Genomic DNA, 26,137 nt, shown 5'->3' with positions numbered 1-26,137 from the left:
GGCCGATGCACGCAGGTTGACCACCATTCCAGGCCAGGCCCGGGCCGGGTCGCTGGGCCTGTGGCTGCTCGTGGGCCTGATCCTCATCCGTTTCTTTCCGTTACCGGTGTTGCCCGGTGTCAACCTGGCACCTGAGAATTTCCTGTTCCTGGCGGCGCTGCTGCTCTACGGTGGCCGGCTGTCGCGGCTTGCATTCTCCAGTGGGCGCCTGTCGGCGGTGGTCATGCTGCTGGTGCTGTTCAGCATGCTGGACGTGGCCCATGATTTCCTGCGCGGTGGTGTCATTGGCAACCCCGGCCGGCACCTCCGTGCGGCCGTCTACATCCTGCTCCTGGCCGACGTTTGCAGCTACCCGGCAACCAGGCGGCAGATCCTCAAGCTGCTGGTGGTCGTAGGCGTGATACAGGTGGTGTTCGGCAGCCTGGTGTTTTTCATCGGCGAGCCGTTTGCCTCGATCCGCGACTGGATGCTGCACTCGAGTGACACCGGCGAGATGATGATTGGCGAGGGCAGCCAGATCGCCGGCCTGTACGGGCCTCCGCATATCTTCTCGTACCTGCTGGCGTCATTTCCGTTCCTGGCGGTGGGCCTTTACCAGCGGGAGAAAAAGCTGATCTGGCTGGCGGCGCTGGTGGTGCTGGTGCTGGGACTGTTCCTCAATGCCGAGCGGGCATCTGCAGCAGTTTTCTTCGTGGGTGTGCTGTACCTGGTTTTGAAGGCGCAGCAACGAGCGCGCAACCTTGTCCTGCTGGCGGTGCTGGCGCTGGCATTCATCGGCATGCAACAGCTGATCGGCAGTCGGGCTCCGGGCGCCAGCCCCGGCGCCGTGAACCAGGTAGCCCTCTCCAGTGGAACGCTGGCGGACCGCTTCGGTGGCACCAGCATCGACGAGGTCGTGACCCGGATCATGTACCAGGTGCATGGCATCACCAGCGTGCTCAAGCACCCGGTCATCGGGCCGACACAGCGCGAGTATGCGCGGGAGGTCATCGGCGGGGATGCGGTGTTTTCCGGTGTCTTGGCGGCAGAGGTGCTGGCGCCCCACAACCATTACATCAATGTCGGCGTGCGGGCAGGTGTGCCCGGCTGGCTGGTGCTGCTGGCCTGCCTGTGGGCGCTGTGGAAGGCGCAGCGGACGTTGAAGGCCGCGGTGCTCCGGACCCACCCGGACCTGCGTATCCCGTACCTCTGCTTCTCGGTCGGCCTGCTGGCGGTGATGGGCAACGCGGTATTCCACAACGCGGGCATCTTCAGCCCTGAGCTCGCGACCAGCACCATGGTCGGGTTGTTGCTGGCACTGTGGCGGCAGGTGCAGCGTGAACCGGTGGTGTGGCGGACGGCGCCGGCGCCCGATGGGGAAGCCGAGCCCGTCGGCGAGCCGGGCCGGGGCACGCCTCGCGCATGACCGGTGACACGGGCATGGCTGTCACCGGCTGGCTCCTGTCCTGGCTCGCGGCAGGCGTGATTTTCCTGCAGACCTGGCGCATCGTCCGCGTCAACTCGCGCCCGGCACTTGGCGATGCCTTCACCTACCTGCGCACCGCAAGGGAAATGAGGCGCCAGCGTACGCTGTTCCCGGAACTCAGCTTCTACAGGACTGGGGAGCGCGAGGTCCTGCAGCTACCACCGCTGCTGATGGCCCTGCTCGTTCCGCTGGCAGAACTGCCCTATGCGCTGGTGCTGAGCCTCGTGGCTGCGGTGGACCTGCTGACAGCCGTGCTGGTGGCCGGGCTGGGCCACCTGCTGTTCGGGCTCGAGCCCTGGCGGGCGGTACTGGCAGCACTGGTTTTCCTGCTGACGCCGATCAACGCCATCATGACTGCCTCGCTCACGCCGCGCGGCCTGGCGCTGTTCTGGTTCACGGGTTTCGTGGGAGCGTTGTCGGCTTATATTGCCGACGGCAATGTATTGTGGGTGCTGGCCGGTGCCACGGCCGTGGCGCTCGCCCTGTTGTCCCAGCGCATGGTCACGCAGATCCTCGTGCTGGTGACGCCGGTGGTGGCCATCGGCTTCTGGGCGTCAGGCCAGCAGCGCCACGCCCAGTTGCTCACTGCCCTCCTGCTCGGCTTCGCGCTGGCCTGGCTGGTCACCGGTGGCCGGTATGGTCCCGTGATTCGCGACCACCTGCGCCGTGTCCTCGTGCATGCGCGCATCGGCCAGCAGCAGCGGCTGCGACGGGAGTTCGGCAACCCGGTGCATATCGTCAAGGCCAATCCCTGGTTGCCGTTGCTGGGCGTCACGCTGGTGCTCGCCGGGAGTCGCGGCCAGATCCTGCCTCCGGATCTAGCGCTTGCTGCGGCCTTTGTCGTGGGCATCCTTGTGCTGGCAATCGTCTGGGTGATGGGCAACAGCGTCAACCATATGTTCTTTGCAAGTCCAATGGTGGCCTGGCTGCTGGCAGCGACGCTGCCAGCCGGCGGCTGGTGGCTACTGGCGGTAGGGGGGCTGGGGCTGGTTGCGGTGGTTATTGTCTGGCGGGAGTTCGGCGTAGTCGTTGCCAACCAGCTGCCGGTAGCCTGGCTCGAGTGTTTTGCGTTCATCCGCAAGCAGAACCTCCAGGGCTGCGCACTGGTAGTACCGCGAGTGAGCTTCCCGCCGCTGGTGTATTACACGCCCCTGGTCATGCTGTCCTCCGGTCATGGCAGCAAGGCCATGACGTTCGACCGGCTTACCATTCGCCAGCGACTCGCGGAAGCACAGTCGATGGCTGGCCTGGCCCGGGACCTGGGCTTGCGCTACGTACTCGTCGATCGGAAGATCAGCTCCGCCGAGGTGTTGGCGGCGGTGGATGGCTTGCAGACGCTCGGCTTCCAGCCGCTTTTCGACAGCGGGCAGGTAGTGCTGCTGCAAGCGCCAGAAGGTGCAGCAGATTCGGCGCCGACCGTGCCATCAGCGGGCTGAACGTCATCCGCAGCCATGCGCATCTGCTTCGTTTCCATGACCATCTACCCGGTGCTCCACGGCGGCACGGGTATCGAGCAGGTGGGGGGCGCGGAGATGCAGCAGCTGCAGATTGCCCGCCTTCTTCAGCGCATGGGTCACGAGGTCAGCTTCGTGACCGAGGACCATGGCCAGCCTGATGGTGAGATCATCGATGGCTGCGTGGTTTATAAGGCCTACAGGCCCTCGGCTGGGGTGCCTGGGTTGCGTTTCCTGCATCCGCGAATGACCAGCATCTGGCGTGCGCTTCGTCGCTCGGGGGCGGATATCTATTACAGCCGAGCGGCCGGCTACATGCCGGCGTTGCTGGCATTGCTCAGGCGATTCCAGCCGCTGCATTTTGTTTATGCAGCAGCGCATGACTCGGATTTTATGCCTGGTCGCGAGTGTCCACGCCTCGCACGCGATCGCTGGTTATTCCGATATGGGATGCAGCGAGCGGATGTAATCGTGGTTCAGAATGGAACTCAGAAGGAATTGCTGCAAACTCACTACGGCCGTGAGGCGGTGCTGATCCCAAATTTCCTTGGTACCGGATCCCGGTCGCTGCCGGAGGCCGACCGCACAGAGATTCTGTGGGTGGGGCGCCTCGCATCCTTCAAGCGTCCGCTGATGTTTGTTGAACTTGCTCGTCGCTTGCCGGACCTCCGCTTTACCATGATCGGCCCGCCGGCTGCGGGCGAGGCTGCCCTGTATGGTCGTGTTAAAGCGGCTGCCGCTGGCATCAGTAATCTACGAGTTCTGGGTTTCCAGCCACCAGCCAGTGTCGAGGACCACTTCGATCGCTGCCGGACGCTCGTCAGTACTTCCGAGAGGGAGGGTTTTCCGAACGTCTTCCTGCAGGCCATGCGGCGGGGTATTCCCATTGTTTCCTATGTCGACCCCGATGGCATGATTGCCGGCGGCGGTCTCGGCACCGTCGTGAAGAACGAAGGGGAACTGGAGGCTGCTGTTGGGGTAAGCACGCGGCCGGGTGCGTTCCCGCCGGGGCCGATCCAGGACTACTTTGCCGCGCACTTCGGTCCAGGGGCTGTCGAGGAGAAGTACAGGGTCCTGATCGAAAGCTTGGGCAAGCCGTCATGAGGCAGACGACGGCAATCGGCGCAGGGCTGCTGGCGCTACTGGCCGGCATCACGGGCTGCAGGGCAACGCTGGCTGCGGACATTCACGTGGATCCGTCCCGCCATGCAGCCTGCCCGGGCTCCGGTTCCATCGATGATCCGTACTGCGACTGGAGCCACATACGGCAGTTCACCGGCGGCAATCGCTACCTCCAGAAGGCCGGGACGCTGTCAGGAAGTCCGATAAAGATCGTCGGGCCGAGCCATGCATCGGCGACACAACCCGTGCTCATCGGTGCCTATGGACAGGGCCCGCGGCCCCGGATAAGGATAGAAAACACCCTGCGCGAGGGGCTGAACCCGGAACGCTGGAAGCGCATTCGCGGGGATGTATGGGCATTCAGCACCAGGGAATTCCGCAGTGGGGATCCAGAGGTGCTGCTGCTGGACCAGCGTCGTGCCTTCGGCAAGGCGCGGACCGAGCTGGACCTGTGCGAGAGACACGGTTCCCAGGTCATCGAGTGGTTTCACCATGACACAACGCTGCTCGTGTGTTCGCCACGCGGTAATCCCGCGCGCATCTACACCAGCATCGCGGGGATGCAGCAGTTCGACAAGCGTGACTCCCGGTTTCCGGTCTACATCGAGGACCAGCAGCACATCATCATTGACGGCCTTGCGATCGAGGGCGGCAGCCTGGGTGCCGTAGAGATCAGGGGGGCCTCTTCGGACATCGAAGTCCGCAATTCGGTCATTGGCCTGGACAGCGCTACCGGGATACGTGCGCAATCATTCGCGACGCCGATCAGTCGCCTGGAGATCCACGACAACCTGATCGACAGCGGCATTCGCTGGGGCATGGTCGGCTACGAACCACATGTGTCAGGCGAGGGTGTGCACTTCGTGGCAGGGGTGCAGGACTCGCGCATCTACCGGAACCGCTTCGTGGCATGGTCGCACAATGGCGTTTACCTGGATGCGCACTGGCCGGATTCCCCGGGCGTCAGGCGCAACAGGTTGTTCGATAACGAATTCCATTGTGGTCCGGACAGCAGCTACTTCGACTACTGCCGGCCGTTCGGCGTCGACGGTCTCAGGCCGGATTCTGTGCGGGACAACCTTGTGTATCGCAACGTCATGCATGATTTCTCCGTTGCAGCGCAGATCAACGGCAACAATAACTACTTCGTTGACAACATCTGCTACAACACCAGCAACAGCAAGGCAAAGAGCTACCCGACAGGTCAGTGCTTCAGCTTGCAGCCTTATGTCTGGAGTCGCGACAACCTGGTAGCGAACAACACCATGGTGAATATGGCGGACGTGGCCGTGCAGTTCATACCTGGTGTGGCCGGCATGTCTTCAGGTCATCGCATCGTCAACAACATCATGGTCGACTGCGGGCGGGCAACGGTGCCGACGCGAAAGGATGCCTGCTTTGCCGTTGCGCCGGACGCGTCTGTCGGGCCGCAGGAGATCAGCAACAACCTGATGTACAACCCGGACCGGCCGGTGCGGGTCCTCTATCGGAAGCAGTGGTCGGAAGATGCCGCCGAGCTGCATGCCGTGCGTGGCGATCTTGTCCGGGACAATCAGGTGGCCGACCCAAGGTTTCGGGATCCGGACCAGCATGACTTCGGCCTGCTGCCAGGCAGCCCGGCCATTGGTGCCGGCAGGCCGCTGGAGGTACCTGGCCTGGTAACGTCCGGAGAAGGCGCGAGCGTCGGTGCCGGGCAGCTGCTGGAGAAGGCAGCTGGAGGGGGCGACCGTTGACGGGTACTGTCTCGGTCACATCTGTCCCACCTGATCGGATCCGGCTGCTGTTCGTGTCGGCTTCGCTGTATACGGGCGGAGCGGAGCGGCAGCTGGTGCAACTGGTGCGGGGTCTGGATCCGGCCCGTTATGAGATGACGGTAGCGGTATTCATTGGGCCTGAAACAGCCACCCAGGAGGGATTCTACGGGCAGGTTGCAGAACTGCCTCATGTCAGGCTGGAGGTATTGCGCCGCTCAGGGCGCTTTGACGTGGCCGGGCCTATCCTGTCCCTGGTCAAGCTGATTCGTTCCCGGCACATCCAGCTGATTCATACTTACCTGAACCTCGCCAGCACTTTTGGCGTCATTGCTGCACGGTTGGCCGGTGTGCCCATCGTCGCATCGGCCATTCGCGACAGCCGCGATATTGGCCTGACTTACCGCCTGTGCCGGGTCGTTCAGGCATACGGTGCGGATGCCTTGCTGTCGAATTCAGCCGCGGGATTCGATAATCGCTTTCGCCACTGGCGGGCCAACTTCCACGTCATTCCGAATGGCCTGGACCTGCGGCGCTTTGCGTCGCAGCCCGACCATATCGCACAGCTGCGTGAGGACCTGCATCTAGGCCGATTCACGAAACTGATCGGCATGGTAGCTACCCTTTCCGGCTTCAAGGACCACGAGGCGTTCCTGCAGGTCGCACTCCGGGTGCTGCAGCAGCAGCCGGAAGTCGGCTTCCTGGTCATCGGGGACGGTCCGAACCGGGCCTCGCTGGAGGCCCGGTGCCTGGAGCTGGGACTGGCGCGGAACGTGGTGTTCACCGGATATCGCCGGGATATCGATGTGCTGACCGGAATCCTGGACGTGGCCTGTCTGTTTACCAATTACCGAGTCATTTCCGAGGGATTACCCAACGCGGTCATGGAGGCGATGGCCTGCGGCGTGCCTGTCGTCGCCACCGAAGATGGCGGCACTGTCGAGATCCTGCACGACGGTGTGGAGGGCTATCTCGTTGCCAGAAACGACGTCGGGATTGCGGCCGAGAGGATCATGCGATTGCTGAACGACGGATCCTTGCACGAGAAGATGGGGCGCAGCGGACGGACCGCTATAGAGAAAAGGTATGGACTGGATACCTGCATTGCCCGCCATGAACTGCTGTACGGCACGCTATTGAACAGGCGCAGCGTCGATGGTGTGGGCGGGTCATGACCAGCAGCGCGGACCGTAAGCTGCGGATCGTGATGGTGGGTCCTGGCAGAAAGGCGCAAGGAGGGATCGCGGCTGTAATCAACAACTACCGGAGCAGTAGCCTGTGGTCGGAATTCGACTGCCATCACTTCGCTTCCTGTACGGAAGCCGGAAGATTGTCCCGCCTGGCCTACTCATCATGGCGCTACCTGGCATTTGTTGGTCGCATGGTCATTGGCAGGCCAGACCTGCTCGTCGTGCACGTTTCCAGCGGATTGAGCTTCTACCGCAAGGCCTGCTATCTGCTCACAGCTCGTCTGCTGCGCATTCCGCAGATCATGCATATCCATCCCGCCCACTTTCGCGAGTTCTATGCTGCCGGACCGGTATGGCGGCAGTCCCTGATACGCCGCTTTGCTCGCTGGAGCCTCAGGATCATCTTCCTTTCTGACCTGCAGCGGGATTCGTTCGCAGGTGTGTTTCCCCAGGAGAAAATGGTTGTTGTCGGAAACCCGGTCAATACGCGGTGCTATGCGGTCGAAGCAAACAGGGCGCCACGTTCACGTCGCCAGATTCTCTATCTGGGGTGGATCGTGCCTGCCAAAGGCGTCTATGACCTGGTCGCGGCGATGCCGCTGGTCTTGCAGGAGTTCCCGGACGCGACGCTTGTGTTTGCAGGCCCGAAGGAAGTGGACAAATTGCGCACGCAGATTGTCGAGCGCGGCCTGGACTCGTCAATGCGTGTCCTGGGTTGGGTCGAGGGTGCGCAGCGCCTGCACCTGTTGCACTCATCCCGCCTGCTCATTCTGCCAAGCTATACAGAGGGGGTGCCCAACGTGATTCTGGAAGCGATGGCGAGCCGGTTGCCGGTTATTGCGACGCCTGTAGGAGGGGTACCGAGTATTGTCACGGATGGCGTCAGTGGCCGCATGGTGGAGCCAGGAGATATCGGCGGCATTGCCCAAGCCATGTGCCGTCTCCTGCGTGACGATCTCGAATGTGAGCGGCTGGCGGAGGCGGGTTACCGCGAGGTTGTCGAAAAGCATGATACCGAGGTGGTTGCCGCCCGATTGCGGGAAGTCTTCCTGCAGGCGCTGGTACCGCGTATGCCGAAGCGCTGATTAGCCGTCGCCTGGCGGCGAGGCAACGGTCTGACGCGGGTTTGCGACAAGGCCGCTGGATTTGACCACGTCGATTAATTGTCCGATTCGTTCTGGCTTTGTCGTTGCATAGAGAACCGCGTCGAAGTGACGTAGCACGTCATCCTGCATGGCGGCTTCGGGGGTGATGCCACCGCCGGCGAGGATCTGCATTGCCCACATTTCCCAGTTCGACCTGTCTGACGTGGCTATGGCGTCGACGACCCTCTCGATAGAAGGATTGACCATATATCCGAGCTTGTTGTAGGAGAAGCACGCCACCAATGGCCCCGTCAACGGCGCGGACAACAGTGCAGCGGGGTTCTGCGAGATCAGGACGGCTCGCAAGCCAAGGCGTGAGCAGGCGTTGATGAAGCCCTGGAGCATCTCGAAGCGCCCGAAGGCGAGCAGCAGGTCTGTGAGGATATTGTGCAGGCAGACATGGCGGACCGCGAAGCCGGTTTTGCGGATGCAGTCGAGCTCGACGTCGATGATCAGCCGGAACGCTCTCTCGAGTGCCGCTTTGCCGCGACGCCGGGAAAAGCCGGTGAGCCTGAGCGCATCGGCTGTCACTGCGGCGATGTCACGAAACCCCAGGCGCTTCAGGAAGCCCGAATAACCATCCTGCGCGATGATGTTGTTGATCGTGTGCGGATAGGGCACCACCGGCGCAATCTCGAATGCATGGGGTTCCGCCAGGGCGCGGACGGCCGTTGTTAGCAGCCGGTCATACCCGGGGTGCGTGGACAACATCAGCGAGCGGATGCCGTGTGTCTGAGCCGCCGCTATGACCAGCGCAGCCGTATCGAAACGTTCGCTTTCATCATCCAGCGCCTTCGAGCCAAGCCTGTGGTTGACCCCAAAGAACGGATTGTCACCCAATAGGATTTTCAATGACGCTCAACTGCAAGAAGCAATTGCTCCATGTTGGCGATCTGCTCGCTCGACAGGATATCCATCGTCCCGTCGAGGAAGGCCGTCATCTGGCGTGTGAACTCGAATCCGCGGAGATAGAAGTCCACGCTGATGCCCAGCTCTGGAATGGATGTCGCGTCGAATCCTGGAATGGTGGATCTGATCGAGTAGAGATCGTAATGGACGTCGCCGTGGGCGGTGCGGACCTGTATGTCATACGAGGCCTTGCGCACATCCTGACGATTGGCAAGCAGCTCGATGGAGTAACGCACGGCTGCTTCCGTGAAGGCAAACCGGACCTCGTCCCGCGAGTGTCTGGCAATTTCAAGCTGAATGTCGTTGATGTGGCTCCGGAAAATATTGTCGTCGGGCCATGAAGCGCCAACAAGGGACAGGACGTGGCCACCAAATTCATGGAGGACAGAGCCGAATGACTTGGATCGCCAGCCGCTCTTGATGCTTTCAAACGATGCATTGGTTACCAGGCGTGCGGTAACTTCGCTGATCGGCAGGCCGCGCAATCGGTCGCGCAGCACCGGGTTCAGGGGAGCATGCTGAAGGACATAGCCCGACATCTGGTTGGCGGAGAGATGGCAGAAGACCGGCTTCTCAACAAATACCCGACCCCGAAAGTCTGCAAGCAATTCCAGGAACTCCGAACGCAGGAACGGAGGGGCAGTCAGCAGGATGTAATCGAAGGAATGCAGCAGATCCCGGTGGCGTTGCAGAGTCTTCAGGCGGACGAACCGCAGGTCCTTGATCAAGGACCGGGCGACCAGCCTTGAAAAGAAACCGGGGTCGGAAACGGAAAACTCGACATTGTCCGGCCCGAGCAGGCCGGACATCAGGGCCGCATGAGACAGGCCCATGCGGCCAAAACCGACAATCAGCGCCCTTTTCTTGCTCAAGCTAGCCCACCGGGAATGCGGCCATGTTCAGCGTTTGCCGAGCGCATAGACCCTGCTGCACAGTTCATCAAAGGCGGCAGCGCCGAGCCTCAGCATGTTCTCGGCCGACTGCCTGTGGCCGGCCTGCAGGTCAGGGCTGCGCAGGAAGCCCTGCATCTCGATGGGATCTCGGGTATGAAGCATCAAGCCAGCCTCGATGAGGGTCCGGTCGACCGACAATAGGGCCCCTGTGTACAGCGATACCGTTGGCACGCCAAGCAGAGCGAGTTCCCGGCACATTGTTCCGCCCGAGCCAACAAAGGCGGACGCATGCTGCACGATATCATCGAGGGTGACCACTGTTTCGACAACCGTCACGTTCCTGTTATCGGCGAACTTCTCATGGTAGTAGGCGCGCTGGCGATGGTCCCTGCAGACGACCTTGACATCGCCAAGTGCCTGCATGGCCCGGATAATCTCCAGGGAAAACGCGGGATCGGCGTCATGGTACTGCGCTTGCCAGGGCTCCGGGCGATAGAAGAATACCCGGTTCGCGTGCGCTTTCGACCCGGCAATCGGCATCCGGGAAAGGTAAATGCCTTCTTTTACGCCATCGAAGAACAGGGAGTTCCGCCCGAGGAACCAGCGCGCAGGCCGGCTGTGGCGCAGGGAAGCAGGGTAAATGGCCACTCCGCCAGGCAGGCGGCCGAACAGGTTGCCTTTGGCGTACTCGTTGTCGTTGGTGTACACGAAGGGAATTCCCAGAAGACGCGCTACCAGCGGTGAGTAGAAGGAACTCTGCGAGAATGCGACGCTGGGACCATGAGTTTGCAGGAAGCGCGCGAGGGACCATACACGGGAAGGGAATGCGAGCAATTTGCCGAAGAATCGCTTTCCCCCATGCCCACCCACAACATGGAAGTCCCAGCCCTCGGCAGCAAGCAGGTCAATGGTATTGCCATAGTCTCGCGCGGTGATTACATAGGCGACGCCATCCTCGTTGAACCTGCGTACGAAGGGACGCATGAAGGCCACATGCGGGCTGTTGGACAAGTCGATCCAGACCTTCATGCGGACAGATTGGAGGCGAGCTAGTGGCTGGCGGCAGAACGAGTGCCGGAGGGCACGGCTGATTCCGCAAGAAAGTAGTGACTGAGTGCATTGAACATGAATGCATTGCTCCAGCGCATGTAGGACAGCTTCGAGCTGATGCCTTCCTTCAGCTGATAATAGAAGTAGCCCCTCTCGTCCTGCATGTTCCTGATCGTCCAGGCCAGCACCTTGCGGCAGGTCTCCGCCATGTACGGCCACTGGCCAAGGACATGCGCGGTCACGAGAAGCTGTCCTGGGCAATGAATGTCAATGGGATAGGTGCGGTTGTGGTAATACTTCGGAGTGCCATCCGCAAGGAAAAAATTCCTGATATAGAAATCCAGTCCCTCTTCCAGGTTGGTGGCGAAGCTGGGGTCATCGCACAGCCTCATGTAATGGGCAATCCCGTCGAGGTTGTATCCGGTATGAAAGCTGTCGATCCACGACTGGGCCGGAAGCAGGCCGTAGATCCACGAGCCATCGTCGCCCTGCCCGGCACAGACAGCAGAGACAATCTGCCGTGCTGTATCCCGGAATACATCGTCCGCCGTATGGTGATAGCAAAAACTCAGCAGCTTGGCCCCGAGGAGTGACGCGTTATAGACGGAATCGTTTTCCTTCATCGGGCTGTACGACAACAGAAACCCGTTGTCACAGGGTCGGCGATTGAGATCGCGCAGGACAAACTGGCCTGACGACAAGGCGGTCTCAAGGTAGCGCGAGTTTCCCGTTGCCTCGTACGCGGAGAACAGGGCCGTGGCACAGAAGCTGGTCGCCACCACGGTGGGGGTGTGTGCCGGAAAGAAGAACAGGCGCCGTGCCTGCCAGTCGAAGTTGTAGCCCCAGCACGCACCAGAGTAACCCTTGCTCTGCAAGCCGAGCAGCAGCTCTGCCACGGTCTCGATCCGGCCTCGCAGCTCGTCCTGCGAACCAAAGCTGGTATCGCCATTGCGGACGAGCTTGTAGAGGTTGCAATAGCCGCTGAGGAACAGTCCGATGCCCTTCGCATTGTGCTGCTTTGGAACCCTCAGCAAGGGCCGCAGGTTCACGGGTGAGCGCTTGCAGAGCTGGATCAGCACCAGTCTGGCGATGTCCCAATGCTTCAGGGGGGTGGCCTGAAATATGGCTGAGTTCAGGCCATCGTACGGATCCCAGCCCCGGTAATCTTCAGTCTCGCAATAGGCCCTCAGGCGGGAGAAGCTGTCAGCAATCATCGGCAGCCCCCGAGGCAATTCCCGTGGGACCGGCAGGAACCGTAAGCCACTTGTGGTTCTGGGTGTCTGCTCATGATGAGGACAGGCATGGGAGCCGGAGGTCAGCAGTTCTCCCGGTACCACCCATAAGTCCCCGCCACCCCCTCCCGCAGCGGAATCCGCGCCTGCCAGCCGAGCGAGCGCAGCCGGCTCACGTCCAGCAGCTTGCGCGGCGTGCCGTCGGGGTAATCGGGGTTGAAACGGATGCGGCCCCGGTAGCCGACCACCTCGCGCACCAGTTCGGCGAGCTCGGCGATGGCGATGTCCTCGCCGGTGCCGATGTTGATGTGCGAGGCGGCGGGCGTGGTGACGGCGGCGAAGCGGTCCCGCGGCAGGCTCATCAGGTACACGCAGGCGTCGGCCATGTCGTCGACGTGCAGGAACTCGCGCCGCGGCTGGCCGCTGCCCCAGACCTCGACTTCCGCGGCGCCGGATTCGCGCGCCTCGTGGAACTTGCGCAGCAGCGCGGGCAGGACGTGGCTGGTCTCGAGGTTGAAGTTGTCGTGCGGGCCGTAGAGGTTGGTGGGCATGACGCTGCGGTAGTCGGTGCCGTACTGGCGGTTGTAGGCGTCACAGAGGCGCATGCCGGCGATCTTGGCGATGGCGTAGGGCTCGTTGCTCGGTTCCAGCGGGCCGGTGAGGAGGGCGTCCTCGGCGATGGGCTGGGGCGCGAGCCGCGGGTAGATGCAGGAGCTGCCGAGGAACAGCAGGCGGCGGCAGCCGCTGCGGTGGGCGGCGTCGATGACGTGGGTGGCGATGGCCAGGTTTTGGTGGATGAACTCGGCGGGGAAGCGGCTGTTGGCCTGGATGCCGCCGACGAGCGCGGCGGCGAGGTAGACCACGGCAGGGCGCTCGCGCTGGAAGAAGGCGTGCACGGCGGCCTGGTCGGTGAGGTCGAGTTCGGCGCGGCCGCGCAGCAGCAGCCTGCGCTGGCCGAGTGCCTGCAGCCGGCGCACCAGCGCCCGGCCGACGAGGCCCTGGTGCCCGGCGACGAACACGGGTTCGTCGTGAGGGCTGTCGGCTGCGGTCTGCGTCACCATCCTGTCCCCGTCCTCCATCGCCCCGGCGGGCGTCGGCTAATATTACCGGCTATGGCTTGTCGTCGCTGTGCCGCCGTCGCGGCTTTGCTCTGTGCCTGCCTGCTCGCGGTCGCGCCGGCGTTCGCCATCGTCAATGGCACCATCGTCGGCGATGCGCGCTTCGCCGCGCGCTACCCCTGGGCGGTGGCGCTGGTGAGCCCGTCCTCGGGCGGGGTGTGCACCGCGCAGCTGATCGCCCCGCGCTGGGTGCTGACCGCGGCGCATTGCACCTCGACCGGCTCGGAGGTCCGGGTGGGGAGCAGTGACCGCAGCCAGGCGCGCGTTGTCGCCGTGGCCGAGGCCATCCAGCACCCGCGCTACGACGCCAGGGCCGGGACCTGGGACATCGGCCTGCTGCGCCTGGCGGAGCCGGTGGCGGGCCCGGTGGTGCAGCCGGCGACGGCAGCCGATGCCGCGGCCCTGCTGCGCGAGAAGGCCCTGGCGGCGATCGCCGGCTGGGGCCGGCGGGCGACCGGGCTCGGGTATTCGCAGCGGCTGGTGGAATCCGAGGTGGAGCTCGACGACCTGCGCCGCGAGGACTCGCGGTTCATCTTCATCGACCGCGCCTCCGGGCCCTGCGGCGGCGACAGCGGCGGGCCGCTGCTGCTGCGCCGGGCGGATGGCAGCTGGGTGCTGGCAGGCATCGCCAGCCGGGTGGCGGGCGACCTCTGCGCCATGGGCGGCGGGGTCAGCCTGTATACCGATGTCGCCGCGGCGAGGGGCTTCATCGAGGGGCATGTGGCGGAGCTGGCGCGTTGACCGTGGGGGCGGCAAGTAGTACATTCTGACTACCCTGGATCCGGATGCTCGTGCCATGGCTGCAACCAGCCTCAAGCTTCCCGATGACTTGAAGCGCCGCATCGAGGGCTTGGCAGCCAGCGCAAGGAAGACCCCCCACGCGTTCATGGTCGATGCGCTGGAGCGTGAGGCGGCGCGGCTGGAGCTTCGCGCCCGGTTTGCGGCCGATGCGGCCCGGGCGGAGGCGCGGGCGCTCGCGACCGGCAAGGCCATCCCCCTCGATGCCGCCTTCGATTACCTGGAAGCACGGGCGGCCGGGGCAAAGGCCCGCCGACCGCGGGCACGCCGTTGGCGCGGGTCGAAATAGCGCCGGAGGCGCTTGCCGATCTCGAGCGGCTGTTCGACTTTCTCGCCGAACACGATCCGCGACGGGCCCGTGCCCGGATGCTGAGTGTGCGCCAGGCCATGGAACTGCTGGCCGACCACCCGCTTCTCGGTCATGAGGCCGAGGACGGGCGCCGGGAGCTGGTACTGTCGCGTGGCCGGTATGGCTATGTCGCCAAGTACCGCTGGCTGCCCGCAGGGGATGTTGTGCTCGTCCTTGCCGTGCGCCATCAGCGCGAAGCAGGCTTTCCGGAAAGCTGATCCCTGCGCCGGGGTCATTGGCCGGCGCGCCCATTCCCGGTATCCTTTGCCGCCTGCTGAAACCCCGCCGAGGAAGCTCCCATGGCCGACAAGAAAGAATTCGATCTGCTGATCAGGAACGTGCGCGTCGTGCGGCCGAATGCGGCCATGGTGGAGGATGCGGACATCGCCATCAGCAAGGGCAAGTTCGCGAAGATCGCCCCGGGCATCCCGGCGGCGAGCGCCCGCGAGGTGTTCGACGCGAAGAACCGCCTGGCCTTCCCCGGCCTGGTGGATCCGCACATGCACACCGGCATCTATTCGCCGCTCGGCGAGGATGCGGTGACCGAGAGCCGCGCGGCGGCCCAGGGCGGCGTGACCTCGAGCCTGAACTACATGCGCACCGGCGGCTACTACCTGAACAAGGGCGGCCCCTACAAGCGCTTCTTCCCGGAGGTGCTTGACATCTCCGAGGGCAAGTTCCACGTGGACTATGCCTACCACCTGGCGCCGATGAGCCGGCAGCACATCCGCGAGATCCCGATGCTGGTGAACGACTTCGGCGTCACCTCCTTCAAGATCTTCATGTTCTACGGCAGCCACGGGCTGCACGGCCGGTCGCAGAACCAGGCCGAGTTCCTCATGATCGGCAAGGACGAGAAGTACGACATCGCGCACTTCGAGTTCGTCATGCGCGGCATCAGGAAGGCCATGGAGAAGTACCCGGACAAGGCCGATGACATCTCGCTCAGCCTGCACTGCGAGACCGCCGAGATCATGTCCGCCTACACGAAGATGGTGGAGGAGGAGGGCACGCTGAAGGGGCTGGCGGCCTACAGCGCCGGGCGGCCGCCGCATTCCGAGGGGCTGGCGATCTTCATCGCCTCCTACCTCGCCAACGAGACCGACCTGCCGAACATCAACCTGCTGCACCTGACCTCGCGCAAGGCGGTGGTGGCGGCGCTGCAGATGGCGGCGGTGTTCCCGCACATCAATTTCCGCCGCGAGGTCACCATCGGCCACCTGATGCTCGACACCGAGTCGCCCTGCGGCCCGCTCGCCAAGGTGAATCCGCCGATCCGCCCGCGGCCGGACGTGGAGTTCCTCTGGGAGAGCCTGATCGAGGGCGACATCGACTGGGTGTGCAGCGACCACGCCTGCTGCAAGCACGAGATGAAGACCGACCCGCGCAAGCCCAAGGACATCTGGCTGGCGAAGTCCGGCTTCGGTGGCACCGAGTACCTGCTGCCTGCGCTGGTCACCGAGGGCCGCCGCCGCGGGCTGAGCTACAACCAGATGGCGAAGCTGACCAGTTACAACGCCGCCCGGCGCTTTGGCCTGGCGAGCAAGGGCGACATCGCGCCGGGGCTGGATGCGGATCTCGCCATCCTCGAGCCGAACGAGACCTGGACGGTGCGCTCGGCGGACTCCGAGTCCGAGCAGGGCTATACGCCCTTCGAGGGCATGGAGCTGACGGCAGCGGTCAAGACCACCTTCCTGCGCGGCCAGCGCGTGTACGACGGCGGCAAGGTCGTCGGCAAGGCGTCCGGGAAGTACCTCAGCCGGCCGTACTGAGGAAAAAGGTGTCAGACTAAAAAGGTGTCAGACTTATTTAAAGAGGCGTCAAAAAAAGGTGCCTGACATATTTTAGAAAAGGTGCCTGACATATTTCTTGATGAAAAATATGTCAGGCACCTTTTCTAAAATATGTCAGGCACCTTTTTTTGACGCCTCTTTAAATAAGTCTGACACCTTTTTCTAGCGCGCCTGGTTGTGCAGCTGGATGACGCCGGGGATGGCTGATTCCTCGGCGATCGCCGGGCGGCCGGGCTTGACGAAGGCGAGGCGTTCGCCGTTGCCCTTCACCCGTACCAGCTCGGCCAGCATCAGCAGGATGCTGGTGGTATAGCGCTGGGCATCCACGGCCGACATCTTGCGCACCGAGGCGTGCACGGCGCTCTCGCCGTTGGCCGGGCCGACGGCGGTCAGCGCCTGGCGCAGCGAATCGAACTTCTGGCGGATGCTGTCCGGGATCTGCTCGTCGCGCAGGTCCTCGAGATGTTCCTTGTAGGCGCTGGCGAGGCGCTGCTTGATCGGGCCGTCACCGGAGAGGGTGCGGACGGCGGAGAAGAAACGGTCGGAAACCTGGCACATGGGGGCCTCGGACGGACTGGCTTTTTTCTGTGTGTCGAGCCTGGAGTAATCGGCCGTTGCCGGCACTTTCTGCTTGGCTCGCAGACCGGGTCTGCTGGGATGAATATTGATGACGCCGGCGGGAAAAGACAAGGACGGGGAGGGGGTTTTGTGACAAAGCTCCGGCTTCACTGCAGCGCACGGCCGGGGTTTTCACAGAATGGGCGCCAGGACGGGCGCGGCCGCCGGCGGCAATGAAAAAGGGGGCCCCTGGCGGGGCCCCCTCGGTCGACCAGGCCACAGCCCGGCTCAGAACTTGTAGGTGGCCTCGAGCCCGAACCGGCTCTGGGTGCCGACGTGGGTGAAGGTGCCGCCGAACTCGGGGGCCGGGATGGCTTCCTCGATGTAGTCCTCGTCGAAGACGTTCTTGCCGAAGGCCACCAGCGACCAGTGCTCGCCCTGGACGCCAATCCGGGCGTCGACCAGGGTGTAGGCGTCGCGCTCGGTGGGTGCGTACTGGCCGTAGCCGAAGCCGAACAGCGAGAACAGCGTCGGGCGACTCTGGTCCTGGACGGTGTGGAACCAGGTGTCGCCCACGGCGCGCACGTCGACGTTGGCGATGAAGTCGAGGCCCGAGCCGGCGATCGGCCAGGTGAAGCGGGCGCCGAGGTTGCCGGTCCAGTCCGGCGTGTAGGGCGACTCGTTGCCCACGGTGTCCGGGCGCACGCTGTTCTGCTCGATGTTGCTGTGGGTGATGTTGGCCCCGGCGTAGAGTTCCAGCCAGTCCGTGGCGATCCAGTTGACGCTGGCCTCGACGCCGTAGAGGTTGACCTCGTCGATGTTGGAGACCACGCGCAGCAGGCCGAAAGGCCCGACGTAGAACTCGAAGAACTGCATGTCGTCCACGGTGGTGTAGTAGTAGGCGGCATTGGCGCGCAGCCGGTTGTCGAGCCAGGTGCCCTTGGCGCCGATCTCGAAGGCCACCGAGGTTTCCTTCTTGTAGTCGTCGGCGATGTTCACTGGCGTGCAGGGGCTGTTGTCGCCGCAGAAGCCGGGGAAGGCGGCGACCACCGCGTTGTTGATGAAGGCGTCGATGGTGGCCTTGGAGCCCTGGCTGTTGAAGCCGCCGCTCTTGAAGCCGACGCCGATGCTGGCGAAGCCGGTGATCGCCTCGCTGGCATCCCAGGTGACGGCGAGCTTCGGCTCCAGCTGCTCGAAGGTCTTGTCCTTGTCGGGGATGCTGGCGCCGCCGCAGAGGCCGGGGTTGATCGGGTCGATGCCGGCGCCGTCGAGGCAGGTGTCGATGTAGGAGGTGGTGGCGCCGGTGGGCACCTTGTTGTGCACCTCGCGCTCCTCGCGGTCATAGCGCAGGGCCAGCGAGGCCTCGATGGTGTCGGTGACGTCGTAGGCCAGCTGGCCGAACACCGCGTACACATCGGTCTTGAACTGGTCGTGCAGCAGCTGCTGGGTCGGGTTGTCGGGGCCGGCGGTGTAGGCCGTCTTCGCCACGCCGGTGCCGGTGTCGAGCCCGGTGTTGACGGCGACCTCGCGGTCGATGTTCAGGTAGTACAGCCCGCCCAGCCAGCGCAGCCGCTGGTCGGACTTGGAGGCGAGGCGGACCTCGAAGGAGTAGTCCTTCTGGTCGCGCTGCTGGTACTGGGTGCCGTCGCAGGTCGTCGGCGTGTAGGCGCCGAAGATGGAGGTGGCGGGCGTGGGTCCGATGGCCTGCGGCGGGTTGACCGGGAAGCCCTGCAGGGCGGCGGTGGAGGCCTGGCAGCGCGCCTCGCCCCAGAAGAAGCCGAAGGCGCCGCTGGTGCCCTCGGAGCCGAGGTCGTTGTCGATGTCGCTGTACAGGCCCCAGGCGGTCAGGTCCGCCCAGCCGAGGTCGTAGTCGAGCTTGCTGGAGAGCTCGAAGGACTGCTGGTCATTGTACGGCTTGACGTTGGGGTTGAAGCCGAAGGGGTGGTCGTTGACGTTCTCGTAGAACGCCTTGTCGAAGCCGAACTGCACCGGTACCGGCAGCTGGAACACCGAGTTGAAGCTGATGGAGCCGGCGTCGACCTCGCCGTAGCGGATCTTGGTATCCAGGCTCGCGTCGGCGTTGAGGTCCCAGATCAGGCGCCCGGCGACGTCCCAGCCCTCGAAGAAGTCCACGCAGTCGTCGCAGCCTGGATCCGGGTAGTACTCACGCGAGTAGGTGTTGCCGGTGTCCTTGTTCTTGTAGTAGCCGTTGCTGTCGCGGTAATCGGCCTCGAGGCTCCAGCGCAGCGAGTCGCTGAGCGGGCCGCCGACGTTGCCGGAGAGCACGTAGGTGTCGTCCTGGGCGGCGCTCGCCTTGACGTTGCCGGAGAGGGTGTCGCCCGGCTTCTTCGTGGTGATGACGAAGGCGCCGGCCGCGGCGTTGCGCCCGTAGATGGCGCCCTGCGGGCCCTTGAGCACCTCGATCTGCTGCAGGTTGGTGTACTCGCGGTTCAGCGCCGCGGGGTTGGTCATGAGGATGCCGTCGATGACCAGCGCGTAGTTGGTCTCGGCGTCGCGCGCGCCGTTGATGCCGCGGATGTTGACCTGGCTGTCGGCCACTTCCGCGGCGTTGACGATGGATACGCCCGGGGTCAGGGCGATGAAGTCGCGGGCGCGCTCCACTCCCGCGTCCTCGATGGCCTTGCTGGTCAGCACGTCGACGCTGCCCGGCACATCCTTCACGGACTCGGCGCGTTGCCGGACGGTGACCACGATCTCGTCGATGGTGTCCGCGGCCAGCGCCGGTGCGGTGGCCATGACGGCCAGGCCGGCGACGGCTAGCGGCCTGAGCCACGGGCGGGCGAAGACGCCCGGTGAACGGTGCCTGGAAAACATGCTGAACCTCCCCCTGTCCAGTTTTTGATACAGCTGCCGGGGATGCCTGCACGCCCTTCCCCCGCCGCAGAAACGCCGCTAACGCTAATATCTGTGCGAGGTAAGGTCAAATACTGATTGCGTGCCAGCCTGATTTGTGGTCGCGCCGCGACAGAGAAGAGGGGGGAAAAGGTGTCAGGAAAAGGTGTCAGACTTATTTTCGCTCTGATCTGGAAAGGGCCCCTGGCCCGGCGGGGCGAAAATAAGTCTGACACCTTTTCCTGACACCTTTTCCGGGCACCTTTTCCCCTGCGCGTGACAAAAGGGTCATGTTTTTGCTGTGGACAGGGCTGGTGCAGGCCGCCGTTGTGTACACTGGACATCGATGCTGCACGAGCGCATTGCCCTGACCTGGAGAACAAGAATGCTTATCCGCGGGCTTTCCGCTGCCATCACGGCAGTCGCCATGGTTTCGATCCAGATGATGCAGTCCGCCCAGGCGGCGACCTGGACCGATGTGTACTACGAGCTGAACGTCAGCAACTCGCAGACTGGATCTGCATCGATCGGTGGCACCCATGTCCAGGATCCCGCGGGTGCGCTGGTGAGCATGAACGAGACCCTGGGTGGCCAGACGGCGGTCTGGGGTTCGGCACTGCCCGGCCTGCTGAAGACGGGTGTCTGGAGCTCGGCCAGCGTTGTCTCGCAGCCGAGTGGCATCAGCGAGAACAATTCGGTCCACGGTGCGGCCTCGTTCTTCGACCAGATCACCATCCTGCCCGTCGACACCTCGCTCCTGGGCCAGACCGTGACCATCAATGGGCGCTTGCTGGTCTCCGGCTCCATGGTGTCCTTGTGGCATCTGCAGGATGCCAATTCGCTGTATTACGACATCTTCGGTCGTGTCGCCGCCAGCGTGGGGGGAACCGGGATCAGCGGCTTCGTCACCGGGCGCGAGATCCATGGGCGTTCCGGTCCCTATCCGGAGGTCAGCATCAGCGAGCCGCTGCCGCTGGTGATCCCGGTCAGCTTCTCGGCCTCGCTGGGTGGAGTGACCGGTATCCAGTACAACCTCGACCTGCAGGCCAGCGCCAGCGCGGCCTTTGGTTTCCGGGAGTGTGGTGCTGGCTGGGGGGCGTGCGGGGCGATAGCCAGCGCGGTGGGCAGCGGGGATTATTCGAACACCGTGGCCTGGGGCGGCATCACCAGCGTGACCGATGCGAATGGCAACCCGATCGCGTTCAGCGTCAGCTCGTCCTCGGGCGTCGACTACAGCGTGGCCGTCGTCCCGGTACCCGCGACCCTGCCCCTTTTGCTGACCGCGCTGGGCAGCATCGGGTGGTGGCGCAGGGCCAGGCGCGGATAGCGGAAAAAAGGTGTCAGACTTATTTTTGTCGGAAAAGGCGGAAAAGGTGTCCGGAAAAGGTGTCCGGAAAAGGTGTCAGACTTATTTTCGCTTTGATCTGGAAAGGGCCCCTGGCCCGGCGGGGCGAAAATAAGTCTGACACCTTTTCCGGACACCTTTTCCGGACACCTTTTAAAATATGACACCTCTTAAAATAAGTCTGACACCTTTTTTGACACCTTTTTTGTTGGGACGTATCCGCATCCATGACGGCAGCAGCTGACCCTGGCGGCAGGGATTTCATTCGCCAGATCGTCGCCGACGACCTCGCCAGCGGGCGGCACAAGGCGGTCGTCACGCGCTTCCCGCCCGAGCCCAATGGCTACCTGCACATCGGCCATGCCAAGAGCATCTGCCTGAACTTCGGCATCGCCGCGGAGTTCGCCGGCCAGTGCTACCTGCGCATGGACGACACCAACCCCATCCGGGAAGAGCAGCACTACGTCGATGCCATCGTCGAGGGCGTGCGCTGGCTGGGCTTCGACTGGGGCGGGCGCCTCACCCACGCCTCGGATTACTTCGAGGCCTTCCACGACTGCGCGGTGCAGCTGATCCGCGCCGGCAAGGCCTACGTCGACGGGCTTTCCGCCGAACAGATCCGCGAATACCGCGGCACGCTCACCGAGCCCGGCTGGCCGAGCCCGGACCGCGAGCGCCCGGTGGCCGAGAACCTCGAGCTCTTCAGGCGCATGCGCGCCGGCGAGTTCGCCGACGGCCAGTACGTGCTGCGGGCGAAGATCGACATGGCCTCGCCGAACATGAACCTGCGCGACCCGACGCTCTACCGCATCCGCCGCGCGCAGCACCAGCGCACCGGCGATGCCTGGTGCATCTACCCGATGTACGACTTCGCGCACACGATCTCCGACGCGCTGGAGGGCATCACGCATTCCATCTGCACGCTGGAGTTCGAGGACCACCGGCCGCTCTACGAGTGGATCCTCGACCAGCTGGACCTGCCCGCGCGCCCGCGCCAGTACGAGTTCTCGCGGCTGAACGTCGCCTACACCGTCACCAGCAAGCGCAAGCTCGCCGAACTCGTCGAGCGCGGGCTGGTGGCCGGCTGGGACGACCCGCGCCTGCCGACGCTGCTCGGCATGCGCCGGCGCGGCTATCCGCCGGAGGCGCTGCGGGACTTCTGCAGTCGCGTCGGCGTCACCAAGAAGGACCACCAGATCGAAATGGAGCTGCTCGAGAGCTGCGTGCGCGACGACCTCAACGTCCGCGCGCCGCGCGCCATGGCCGTGCTGGACCCGCTGAAGGTGGTGCTGACCAACTATCCGGCCGACCGGTTCGAGACGCTGCCCGCGGCTAGCCACCCGGAGCGTCCCGAGCTCGGCAGCCGCGAGCTGCCCTTCGGCCGCGAGCTGTGGATCGAGCGCGGGGACTTCATGGAGGACCCGCCGAAGAAGTTCTTCCGCCTGCGCCCGGGCGGCGAGGTGCGACTGCGCAATGCCTACATCATCCGCTGCGACGAGGTGGTGAAGGATGCGTCGGGAAACATCGTCGAGCTACGCTGCAGCTACGATGCCGACACCCGCAGCGGCAGCGGCCCGCAGGCCGAGCGCAAGGTGAAGGGCACCATCCACTGGGTGGCGGCCCACGCGGCGCTGGCCGCCGAGCTGCGGCTCTACGACCGGCTGTTCAGCGTGGAGCGGCCGGATGCCGACGCCGCCGGCCGGGACTTCAAGGACTTCCTCAATCCCGCCTCGCTGGAGCGCCGCGCCGGCTGCTGGCTCGAGCCCTCGCTGGCGCAGGCGCAGGCGGGTGCCTGGTACCAGTTCGAGCGGCTCGGTTACTTCGTCGCCGACCGGGTGGATTCCCGGCCCGGCCAGCCGGTGTTCAACCGCGTGGTGACGCTGCGCGACAGCTGGGCGAAGGCAAAGGCCTGATACGGCCAGGATGGCGACCAGGTCGCTGGCCAGGACGTCTCAGGCGCCGGCGGTGATGCGCACCACGGCGCCACGGCCGAGCTGCAGCATCGCCGCGGCATTGCCCTCGCGCCAGGCGATCTCCACCACGCCGAGCGAGTTCACCAGCGCCAGCAGCACGCCCGGCGGCGCATCGCCATAGGTCGCATACAGCCGCACATCGCGGTGGCCGATGCCGACCCGCGGGGCAGCGAGGCCGGCGACCAGCGAGGCGTCGATGTTGGTGATCAGGTTGCCCCAGTTGTCGAGGGCGATGACCCGTCCGCTGACCTCGCCATCGATCCGGCGCGCCGGCGGCACCGCCGCCGGCACCGGTTGCTGCAGCCGCGGCCCGATATCGGCGGGTACCGCGCGGCCGGTGCAGAGCGCGGCGGCCAGCGGCGCGAAGATGTCGCGGCCGTGGAAGCTGTTGCTGGGCGCCGGCCAGTCGCGGCGGCCCGGCCAGTCCGCGGCGAGCGCATGCAGCGGCGTCGCTTCGGGCAGCACCATGGGCAGCAGGCCATTGTCGGGGGCGAGGAACAGGTGGCCGTCGTGTGCCGCGGCGAGGATCGCCCGCGCCGTGCCCACGCCGGGATCCACCACGGCGACATGCACGCTGCCGGCGGGGAAGTGGCGGTAGCAGCGCGCGATCCAGAAGCCCGCCTCGCCCGGATCGCAGGCTGCCACCTCGTGGTTGAGGTCGACGATGCCGGCCTGCGGTGCGAAGCGGGCGATCACGGCCTTCATCATCGCCACGTAGGGCCCGGCTGCGCCGAAATCGGTGGTCAGGGTGATGAGCGGAAGCATGGCGTCCGGTGCAGCATACGTAGGTTTGCGGATGAAGGGCGGCCGGGGTGCTGGTAGCATGCGCACCGCTGGGCCGCCAGCGCGCTTTTCCTGATGGCGACGCAGCATATCCGAACAGCCAACACTGGCCAATGCTTGCCATTCTTTGGAAGGAACCCAGATGACCGACAAGACGATTTCCCGGCGCGGTTTCATCGGCGCCACCGCGGTTGCCATTCCGGTGACGGCGATCCTCGCCAGCCGTACCGCGGCCGCCCAGGGCAAGGCCCTGCCGCACCTCGATCCGAACGATCCGGTCGCCAAGGCGCTCATGTACACGCCTGACGCCAGCAAGGTGGACAAGGCAAAGGTGCCGAACTTCAAGGCGGGTTCGGATTGCGCCAACTGCGTGCAGATCCAGGCCGCTTCCGGTGCCTGGCGCCCCTGCACGGCGTTCCCCGGGAAGCTGGTGGCCGAGAAGGGCTGGTGCAGCGCCTGGGCGCCGAAGCCGGCCTGACGCTGCCTCAGCCGTCAGCGTGAGATCTCGCGGCCCGGGTATCCCCCGGGCCGCTTGCTTTCCGGGGTGCCGTGCTTTGCCGGCCTAGGCGAGCAGGCTCCGGGCGCAGAGCCAGGCGCGCGGGTCATGGCAGCGCGCCACCAGCAGGATATAGCCGAAGCACGCCAGCGAGGCGGTGAACCACAGGGCGCGCTGCGTGTTGTTGCGGCAGCGCCAGAGGGTGATGTGGCCGAGCACGATGTAGGCCAGCAGCGCCAGGACCTTGGCCGTCAGCCAGTCGTTGACGAAGGGATACTGGCCGAGCACGGCGGCGGTGGCGAGCGCGCTGGCGAGGAGCACGGTGTCGTTGACATGGGGTACCCAGCGCATCAGCGGCATGCGCAGCCTCGCCGAGCCCTGGAAGGCCCATGCCGCACGCAGCATGAACAGCGTGATGGTCGTGGCGATGGCAGTGAGGTGGATGGCCTTCAGCACCGGGTACATTCCTGCTCCTTTTTGTCCTGTCCTCACGGGGCCCGCGCAACGGCCGCGGGCGGGCCAGCTTGAGCGGCCGGCGTCGGCCGCGGGAATACGGGTTTCTACCTGTGGTTCAGTCGCCGCCCGCCGGGAATTCCCCGGGCACGAGCGGCGCCACCTCGAGCAGCTCGCCGGCGGCGACGCCGCCGCGCTGTGCATCGAGGATGGCCCAGCAGTTCGCCGCGAGCAGCGGCGCGATGCGAAACGATTCCTGTCCAGGCAGGGCGCTGACACCGAGCGTCGCCTGCGGGTCCAGCTGCGCGCGGGCCTTGGCGAAGAAGGTGAGTCCGGCGCGGCTGTGGATCGCCGCGAGCGCACGCGCGCGCAGCCGCGGCTCGGGCCCGCGTCCGGCGAGGGCGCGCAACGCCGGCACCACGAAGAAGCGCAGGCCGACGGCCACCGCCATGGGGTTGCCGGGCAACGCCAGCACCAGGCGCCGGCCGAAGCGCGCGGCGAGCAGCGGCTTGCCCGGGCGGATCGCCACCTTGTGGAACAGCGTCTCGCCGCCCATCGCGGCGATGGCCGCGGGCACGAAGTCCAGGCGCCCGGCGGACACGCCGCCGGTGGTGATGACGAGGTCGGCGGCGCCGAGCGCGGCGTCGAGCGCGCGGCTGAAGGCCGCCGGTTCGTCGGCCACCGCGGTGCTGGCCACCAGCGGCAGCTGCAGCTGGCCGAGCATCGCCGCGATATAGGGCCGGTTGCTGTCGCGGATCAGGCCGGCGCCGAGCGCGGCCGCGCCGGAGAGTTCGCTGCCGGTGGCGATGACCGCGATCCGCGGCGGCGGGCGGGCCAGCAGGCTCGTGGTGCCGGTGGCGGCGAGCGCCATGATGGCCGGCGCATCGAGGGCGCGGCCGGCGGCGAGCAGCCGGTCGCCGGGGCGGAAGTCCTCGCCTGCACCGCGGCGGTTGCGGCCCGCGGCCAGCGGCTCGCGCAGCAGCAGGGCCTGCGGCCAGCCGGCCGCATCGCGCTGCACCTCGACGCGCTCGAGCGCGACCACGGCATCGCAGCCGGCCGGCATCGGCGCGCCCGTCATGATCTCCCAGGCGACGCCGGCTTCGGTCGCGGCCGGTGCCGGCGTGCCGGCCGGGATGCTGCCGGCGACGACGAGCCGCAGCGGCGCCCCGGCGCTGGCGGCCTGCGTGTCGGCGCTGCGCAGGGCGAAGCCGTCCATGGCGGCATTGGCGAACGGCGGCACCGCCTCGGCGCTCGCCAGGTCGGCGGCAGCGGTGAGGCCGGGCACGGGGCTGCAGGGCAGCTCCGCGGCAGGCAGCGGCGTGATCGCCGAGGCGAGGATATCCAGTGCAGCGGCGTAGCTGATCATTGGGTGATAATTGTCATGCCCTGCCGCAGGGCCTTCACATA

Annotated in this window: 23 protein-coding genes; 13 read left to right on the top strand and 10 right to left on the bottom strand. The window is 65.1% G+C overall.

Annotation, left to right across the window (positions count from 1 at the left end):
- The first annotated feature begins 16 nt into the window (after nucleotides 1–16).
- Genes HRU81_07780 through HRU81_07755 form a run of 6 tightly spaced genes read left to right on the top strand, consistent with a single transcriptional unit; the run spans nucleotide 17 to nucleotide 8,067 of the window.
- Nucleotides 17–1,405: a hypothetical protein gene (locus tag HRU81_07780; GenBank protein ID QOJ31999.1), complete on the top strand. Its 1,389-nt coding sequence runs from the start codon at nucleotides 17–19 to the stop codon at nucleotides 1,403–1,405.
- Nucleotides 1,402–2,901, top strand: coding sequence for a hypothetical protein (locus HRU81_07775; protein ID QOJ31998.1), 1,500 nt, complete (start codon nucleotides 1,402–1,404; stop codon nucleotides 2,899–2,901). The genes HRU81_07780 and HRU81_07775 overlap by 4 nt, the downstream gene beginning before the upstream one ends.
- Nucleotides 2,902–2,916: 15 nt before the next feature.
- A complete protein-coding gene (locus tag HRU81_07770; protein ID QOJ31997.1) occupies nucleotides 2,917–4,023 on the top strand; it encodes a glycosyltransferase family 4 protein in 1,107 nt (368 codons plus the stop codon).
- Entirely contained in the window at nucleotides 4,020–5,774 is a 1,755-nt protein-coding gene (locus tag HRU81_07765) for a right-handed parallel beta-helix repeat-containing protein (protein QOJ31996.1), read from the top strand. The genes HRU81_07770 and HRU81_07765 overlap by 4 nt, the downstream gene beginning before the upstream one ends.
- A 53-nt stretch (nucleotides 5,775–5,827) precedes the next feature.
- Complete coding sequence (locus HRU81_07760; protein ID QOJ31995.1) at nucleotides 5,828–6,967, top strand: glycosyltransferase; 1,140 nt, start codon at nucleotides 5,828–5,830, stop codon at nucleotides 6,965–6,967.
- Nucleotides 6,964–8,067: a glycosyltransferase family 4 protein gene (locus tag HRU81_07755; protein ID QOJ31994.1), complete on the top strand. Its 1,104-nt coding sequence runs from the start codon at nucleotides 6,964–6,966 to the stop codon at nucleotides 8,065–8,067. The genes HRU81_07760 and HRU81_07755 overlap by 4 nt, the downstream gene beginning before the upstream one ends.
- On the opposite strand, the gene HRU81_07750 is transcribed toward HRU81_07755, so the two are convergent.
- From HRU81_07750 to HRU81_07730, 5 genes are all read right to left on the bottom strand, one after another.
- On the bottom strand, nucleotides 8,068–8,967 hold the full coding sequence (locus HRU81_07750) for a hypothetical protein (protein ID QOJ31993.1): 900 nt from the start codon (nucleotides 8,965–8,967) through the stop codon (nucleotides 8,068–8,070). It abuts the gene before it with no gap.
- 8 nt (nucleotides 8,968–8,975) lie between these two features.
- Entirely contained in the window at nucleotides 8,976–9,908 is a 933-nt protein-coding gene (locus HRU81_07745) for a hypothetical protein (GenBank protein QOJ31992.1), read from the bottom strand.
- 27 nt (nucleotides 9,909–9,935) lie between these two features.
- Complete coding sequence (locus HRU81_07740) at nucleotides 9,936–10,958, bottom strand: DUF354 domain-containing protein (protein QOJ31991.1); 1,023 nt, start codon at nucleotides 10,956–10,958, stop codon at nucleotides 9,936–9,938.
- A gap of 20 nt (nucleotides 10,959–10,978) precedes the next feature.
- Nucleotides 10,979–12,199, bottom strand: coding sequence for a delta-aminolevulinic acid dehydratase (locus HRU81_07735; protein QOJ33340.1), 1,221 nt, complete (start codon nucleotides 12,197–12,199; stop codon nucleotides 10,979–10,981).
- 95 nt (nucleotides 12,200–12,294) lie between these two features.
- Nucleotides 12,295–13,272 (bottom strand): GDP-L-fucose synthase, encoded by a 978-nt coding sequence (locus tag HRU81_07730; GenBank protein QOJ31990.1) that lies wholly within the window; start codon nucleotides 13,270–13,272, stop codon nucleotides 12,295–12,297.
- 51 nt (nucleotides 13,273–13,323) lie between these two features.
- Here HRU81_07730 and HRU81_07725 point away from each other — a divergent pair, with 51 nt between their 5' ends.
- The 4 genes from HRU81_07725 to HRU81_07710 all read left to right on the top strand — a co-directional run bounded on the left by HRU81_07725 (nucleotide 13,324) and on the right by HRU81_07710 (nucleotide 16,248).
- Nucleotides 13,324–14,070, top strand: a complete 747-nt coding sequence (locus HRU81_07725) for a serine protease (protein QOJ31989.1) — start codon at nucleotides 13,324–13,326, stop codon at nucleotides 14,068–14,070.
- A 55-nt stretch (nucleotides 14,071–14,125) separates the two neighbouring features.
- The gene (locus HRU81_07720) at nucleotides 14,126–14,416 is read left to right on the top strand and encodes a hypothetical protein (protein ID QOJ31988.1); all 291 of its coding nucleotides are present in this window, start codon (nucleotides 14,126–14,128) and stop codon (nucleotides 14,414–14,416) included.
- Nucleotides 14,398–14,694, top strand: a complete 297-nt coding sequence (locus tag HRU81_07715; GenBank protein QOJ31987.1) for a type II toxin-antitoxin system RelE/ParE family toxin — start codon at nucleotides 14,398–14,400, stop codon at nucleotides 14,692–14,694. Before HRU81_07720 ends, HRU81_07715 begins: the two co-directional genes overlap by 19 nt.
- Nucleotides 14,695–14,775: 81 nt before the next feature.
- Nucleotides 14,776–16,248, top strand: coding sequence for a dihydroorotase family protein (locus HRU81_07710; GenBank protein ID QOJ31986.1), 1,473 nt, complete (start codon nucleotides 14,776–14,778; stop codon nucleotides 16,246–16,248).
- Between the two features lie 183 nt (nucleotides 16,249–16,431).
- Here the strand turns inward: HRU81_07710 and HRU81_07705 are convergent, their stop codons facing one another.
- Together HRU81_07705 and HRU81_07700 are read right to left on the bottom strand one after the other, a co-directional pair.
- The gene (locus HRU81_07705) at nucleotides 16,432–16,827 is read right to left on the bottom strand and encodes a hypothetical protein (GenBank protein ID QOJ31985.1); all 396 of its coding nucleotides are present in this window, start codon (nucleotides 16,825–16,827) and stop codon (nucleotides 16,432–16,434) included.
- A gap of 288 nt (nucleotides 16,828–17,115) precedes the next feature.
- Nucleotides 17,116–19,662 (bottom strand): TonB-dependent receptor, encoded by a 2,547-nt coding sequence (locus HRU81_07700; GenBank protein ID QOJ31984.1) that lies wholly within the window; start codon nucleotides 19,660–19,662, stop codon nucleotides 17,116–17,118.
- A 445-nt stretch (nucleotides 19,663–20,107) separates the two neighbouring features.
- Between HRU81_07700 and HRU81_07695 the strand changes: the two genes are divergently transcribed.
- Together HRU81_07695 and HRU81_07690 are read left to right on the top strand one after the other, a co-directional pair.
- Entirely contained in the window at nucleotides 20,108–21,007 is a 900-nt protein-coding gene (locus HRU81_07695; protein ID QOJ31983.1) for a hypothetical protein, read from the top strand.
- Between the two features lie 245 nt (nucleotides 21,008–21,252).
- Complete coding sequence (locus HRU81_07690) at nucleotides 21,253–22,938, top strand: glutamine--tRNA ligase/YqeY domain fusion protein (protein ID QOJ31982.1); 1,686 nt, start codon at nucleotides 21,253–21,255, stop codon at nucleotides 22,936–22,938.
- Between the two features lie 39 nt (nucleotides 22,939–22,977).
- Here HRU81_07690 and HRU81_07685 read toward each other — a convergent pair whose 3' ends face one another.
- On the bottom strand, nucleotides 22,978–23,763 hold the full coding sequence (locus tag HRU81_07685) for an SAM-dependent chlorinase/fluorinase (protein ID QOJ31981.1): 786 nt from the start codon (nucleotides 23,761–23,763) through the stop codon (nucleotides 22,978–22,980).
- A 160-nt stretch (nucleotides 23,764–23,923) separates the two neighbouring features.
- Between HRU81_07685 and HRU81_07680 the strand changes: the two genes are divergently transcribed.
- The gene (locus HRU81_07680) at nucleotides 23,924–24,259 is read left to right on the top strand and encodes a high-potential iron-sulfur protein (protein ID QOJ31980.1); all 336 of its coding nucleotides are present in this window, start codon (nucleotides 23,924–23,926) and stop codon (nucleotides 24,257–24,259) included.
- 84 nt (nucleotides 24,260–24,343) lie between these two features.
- Here the strand turns inward: HRU81_07680 and HRU81_07675 are convergent, their stop codons facing one another.
- Both HRU81_07675 and HRU81_07670 read right to left on the bottom strand, forming a co-directional pair.
- Nucleotides 24,344–24,742, bottom strand: coding sequence for a SirB2 family protein (locus tag HRU81_07675; GenBank protein QOJ31979.1), 399 nt, complete (start codon nucleotides 24,740–24,742; stop codon nucleotides 24,344–24,346).
- A gap of 106 nt (nucleotides 24,743–24,848) precedes the next feature.
- On the bottom strand, nucleotides 24,849–26,096 hold the full coding sequence (locus HRU81_07670; protein QOJ31978.1) for a molybdopterin molybdotransferase MoeA: 1,248 nt from the start codon (nucleotides 26,094–26,096) through the stop codon (nucleotides 24,849–24,851).
- Nucleotides 26,097–26,137: the final 41 nt, after the last annotated feature.

This window comes from Gammaproteobacteria bacterium (assembly GCA_015709695.1).
GTDB lineage: Bacteria > Pseudomonadota > Gammaproteobacteria > Steroidobacterales.
This window is presented reverse-complemented; position numbering and strand designations above follow the sequence as displayed.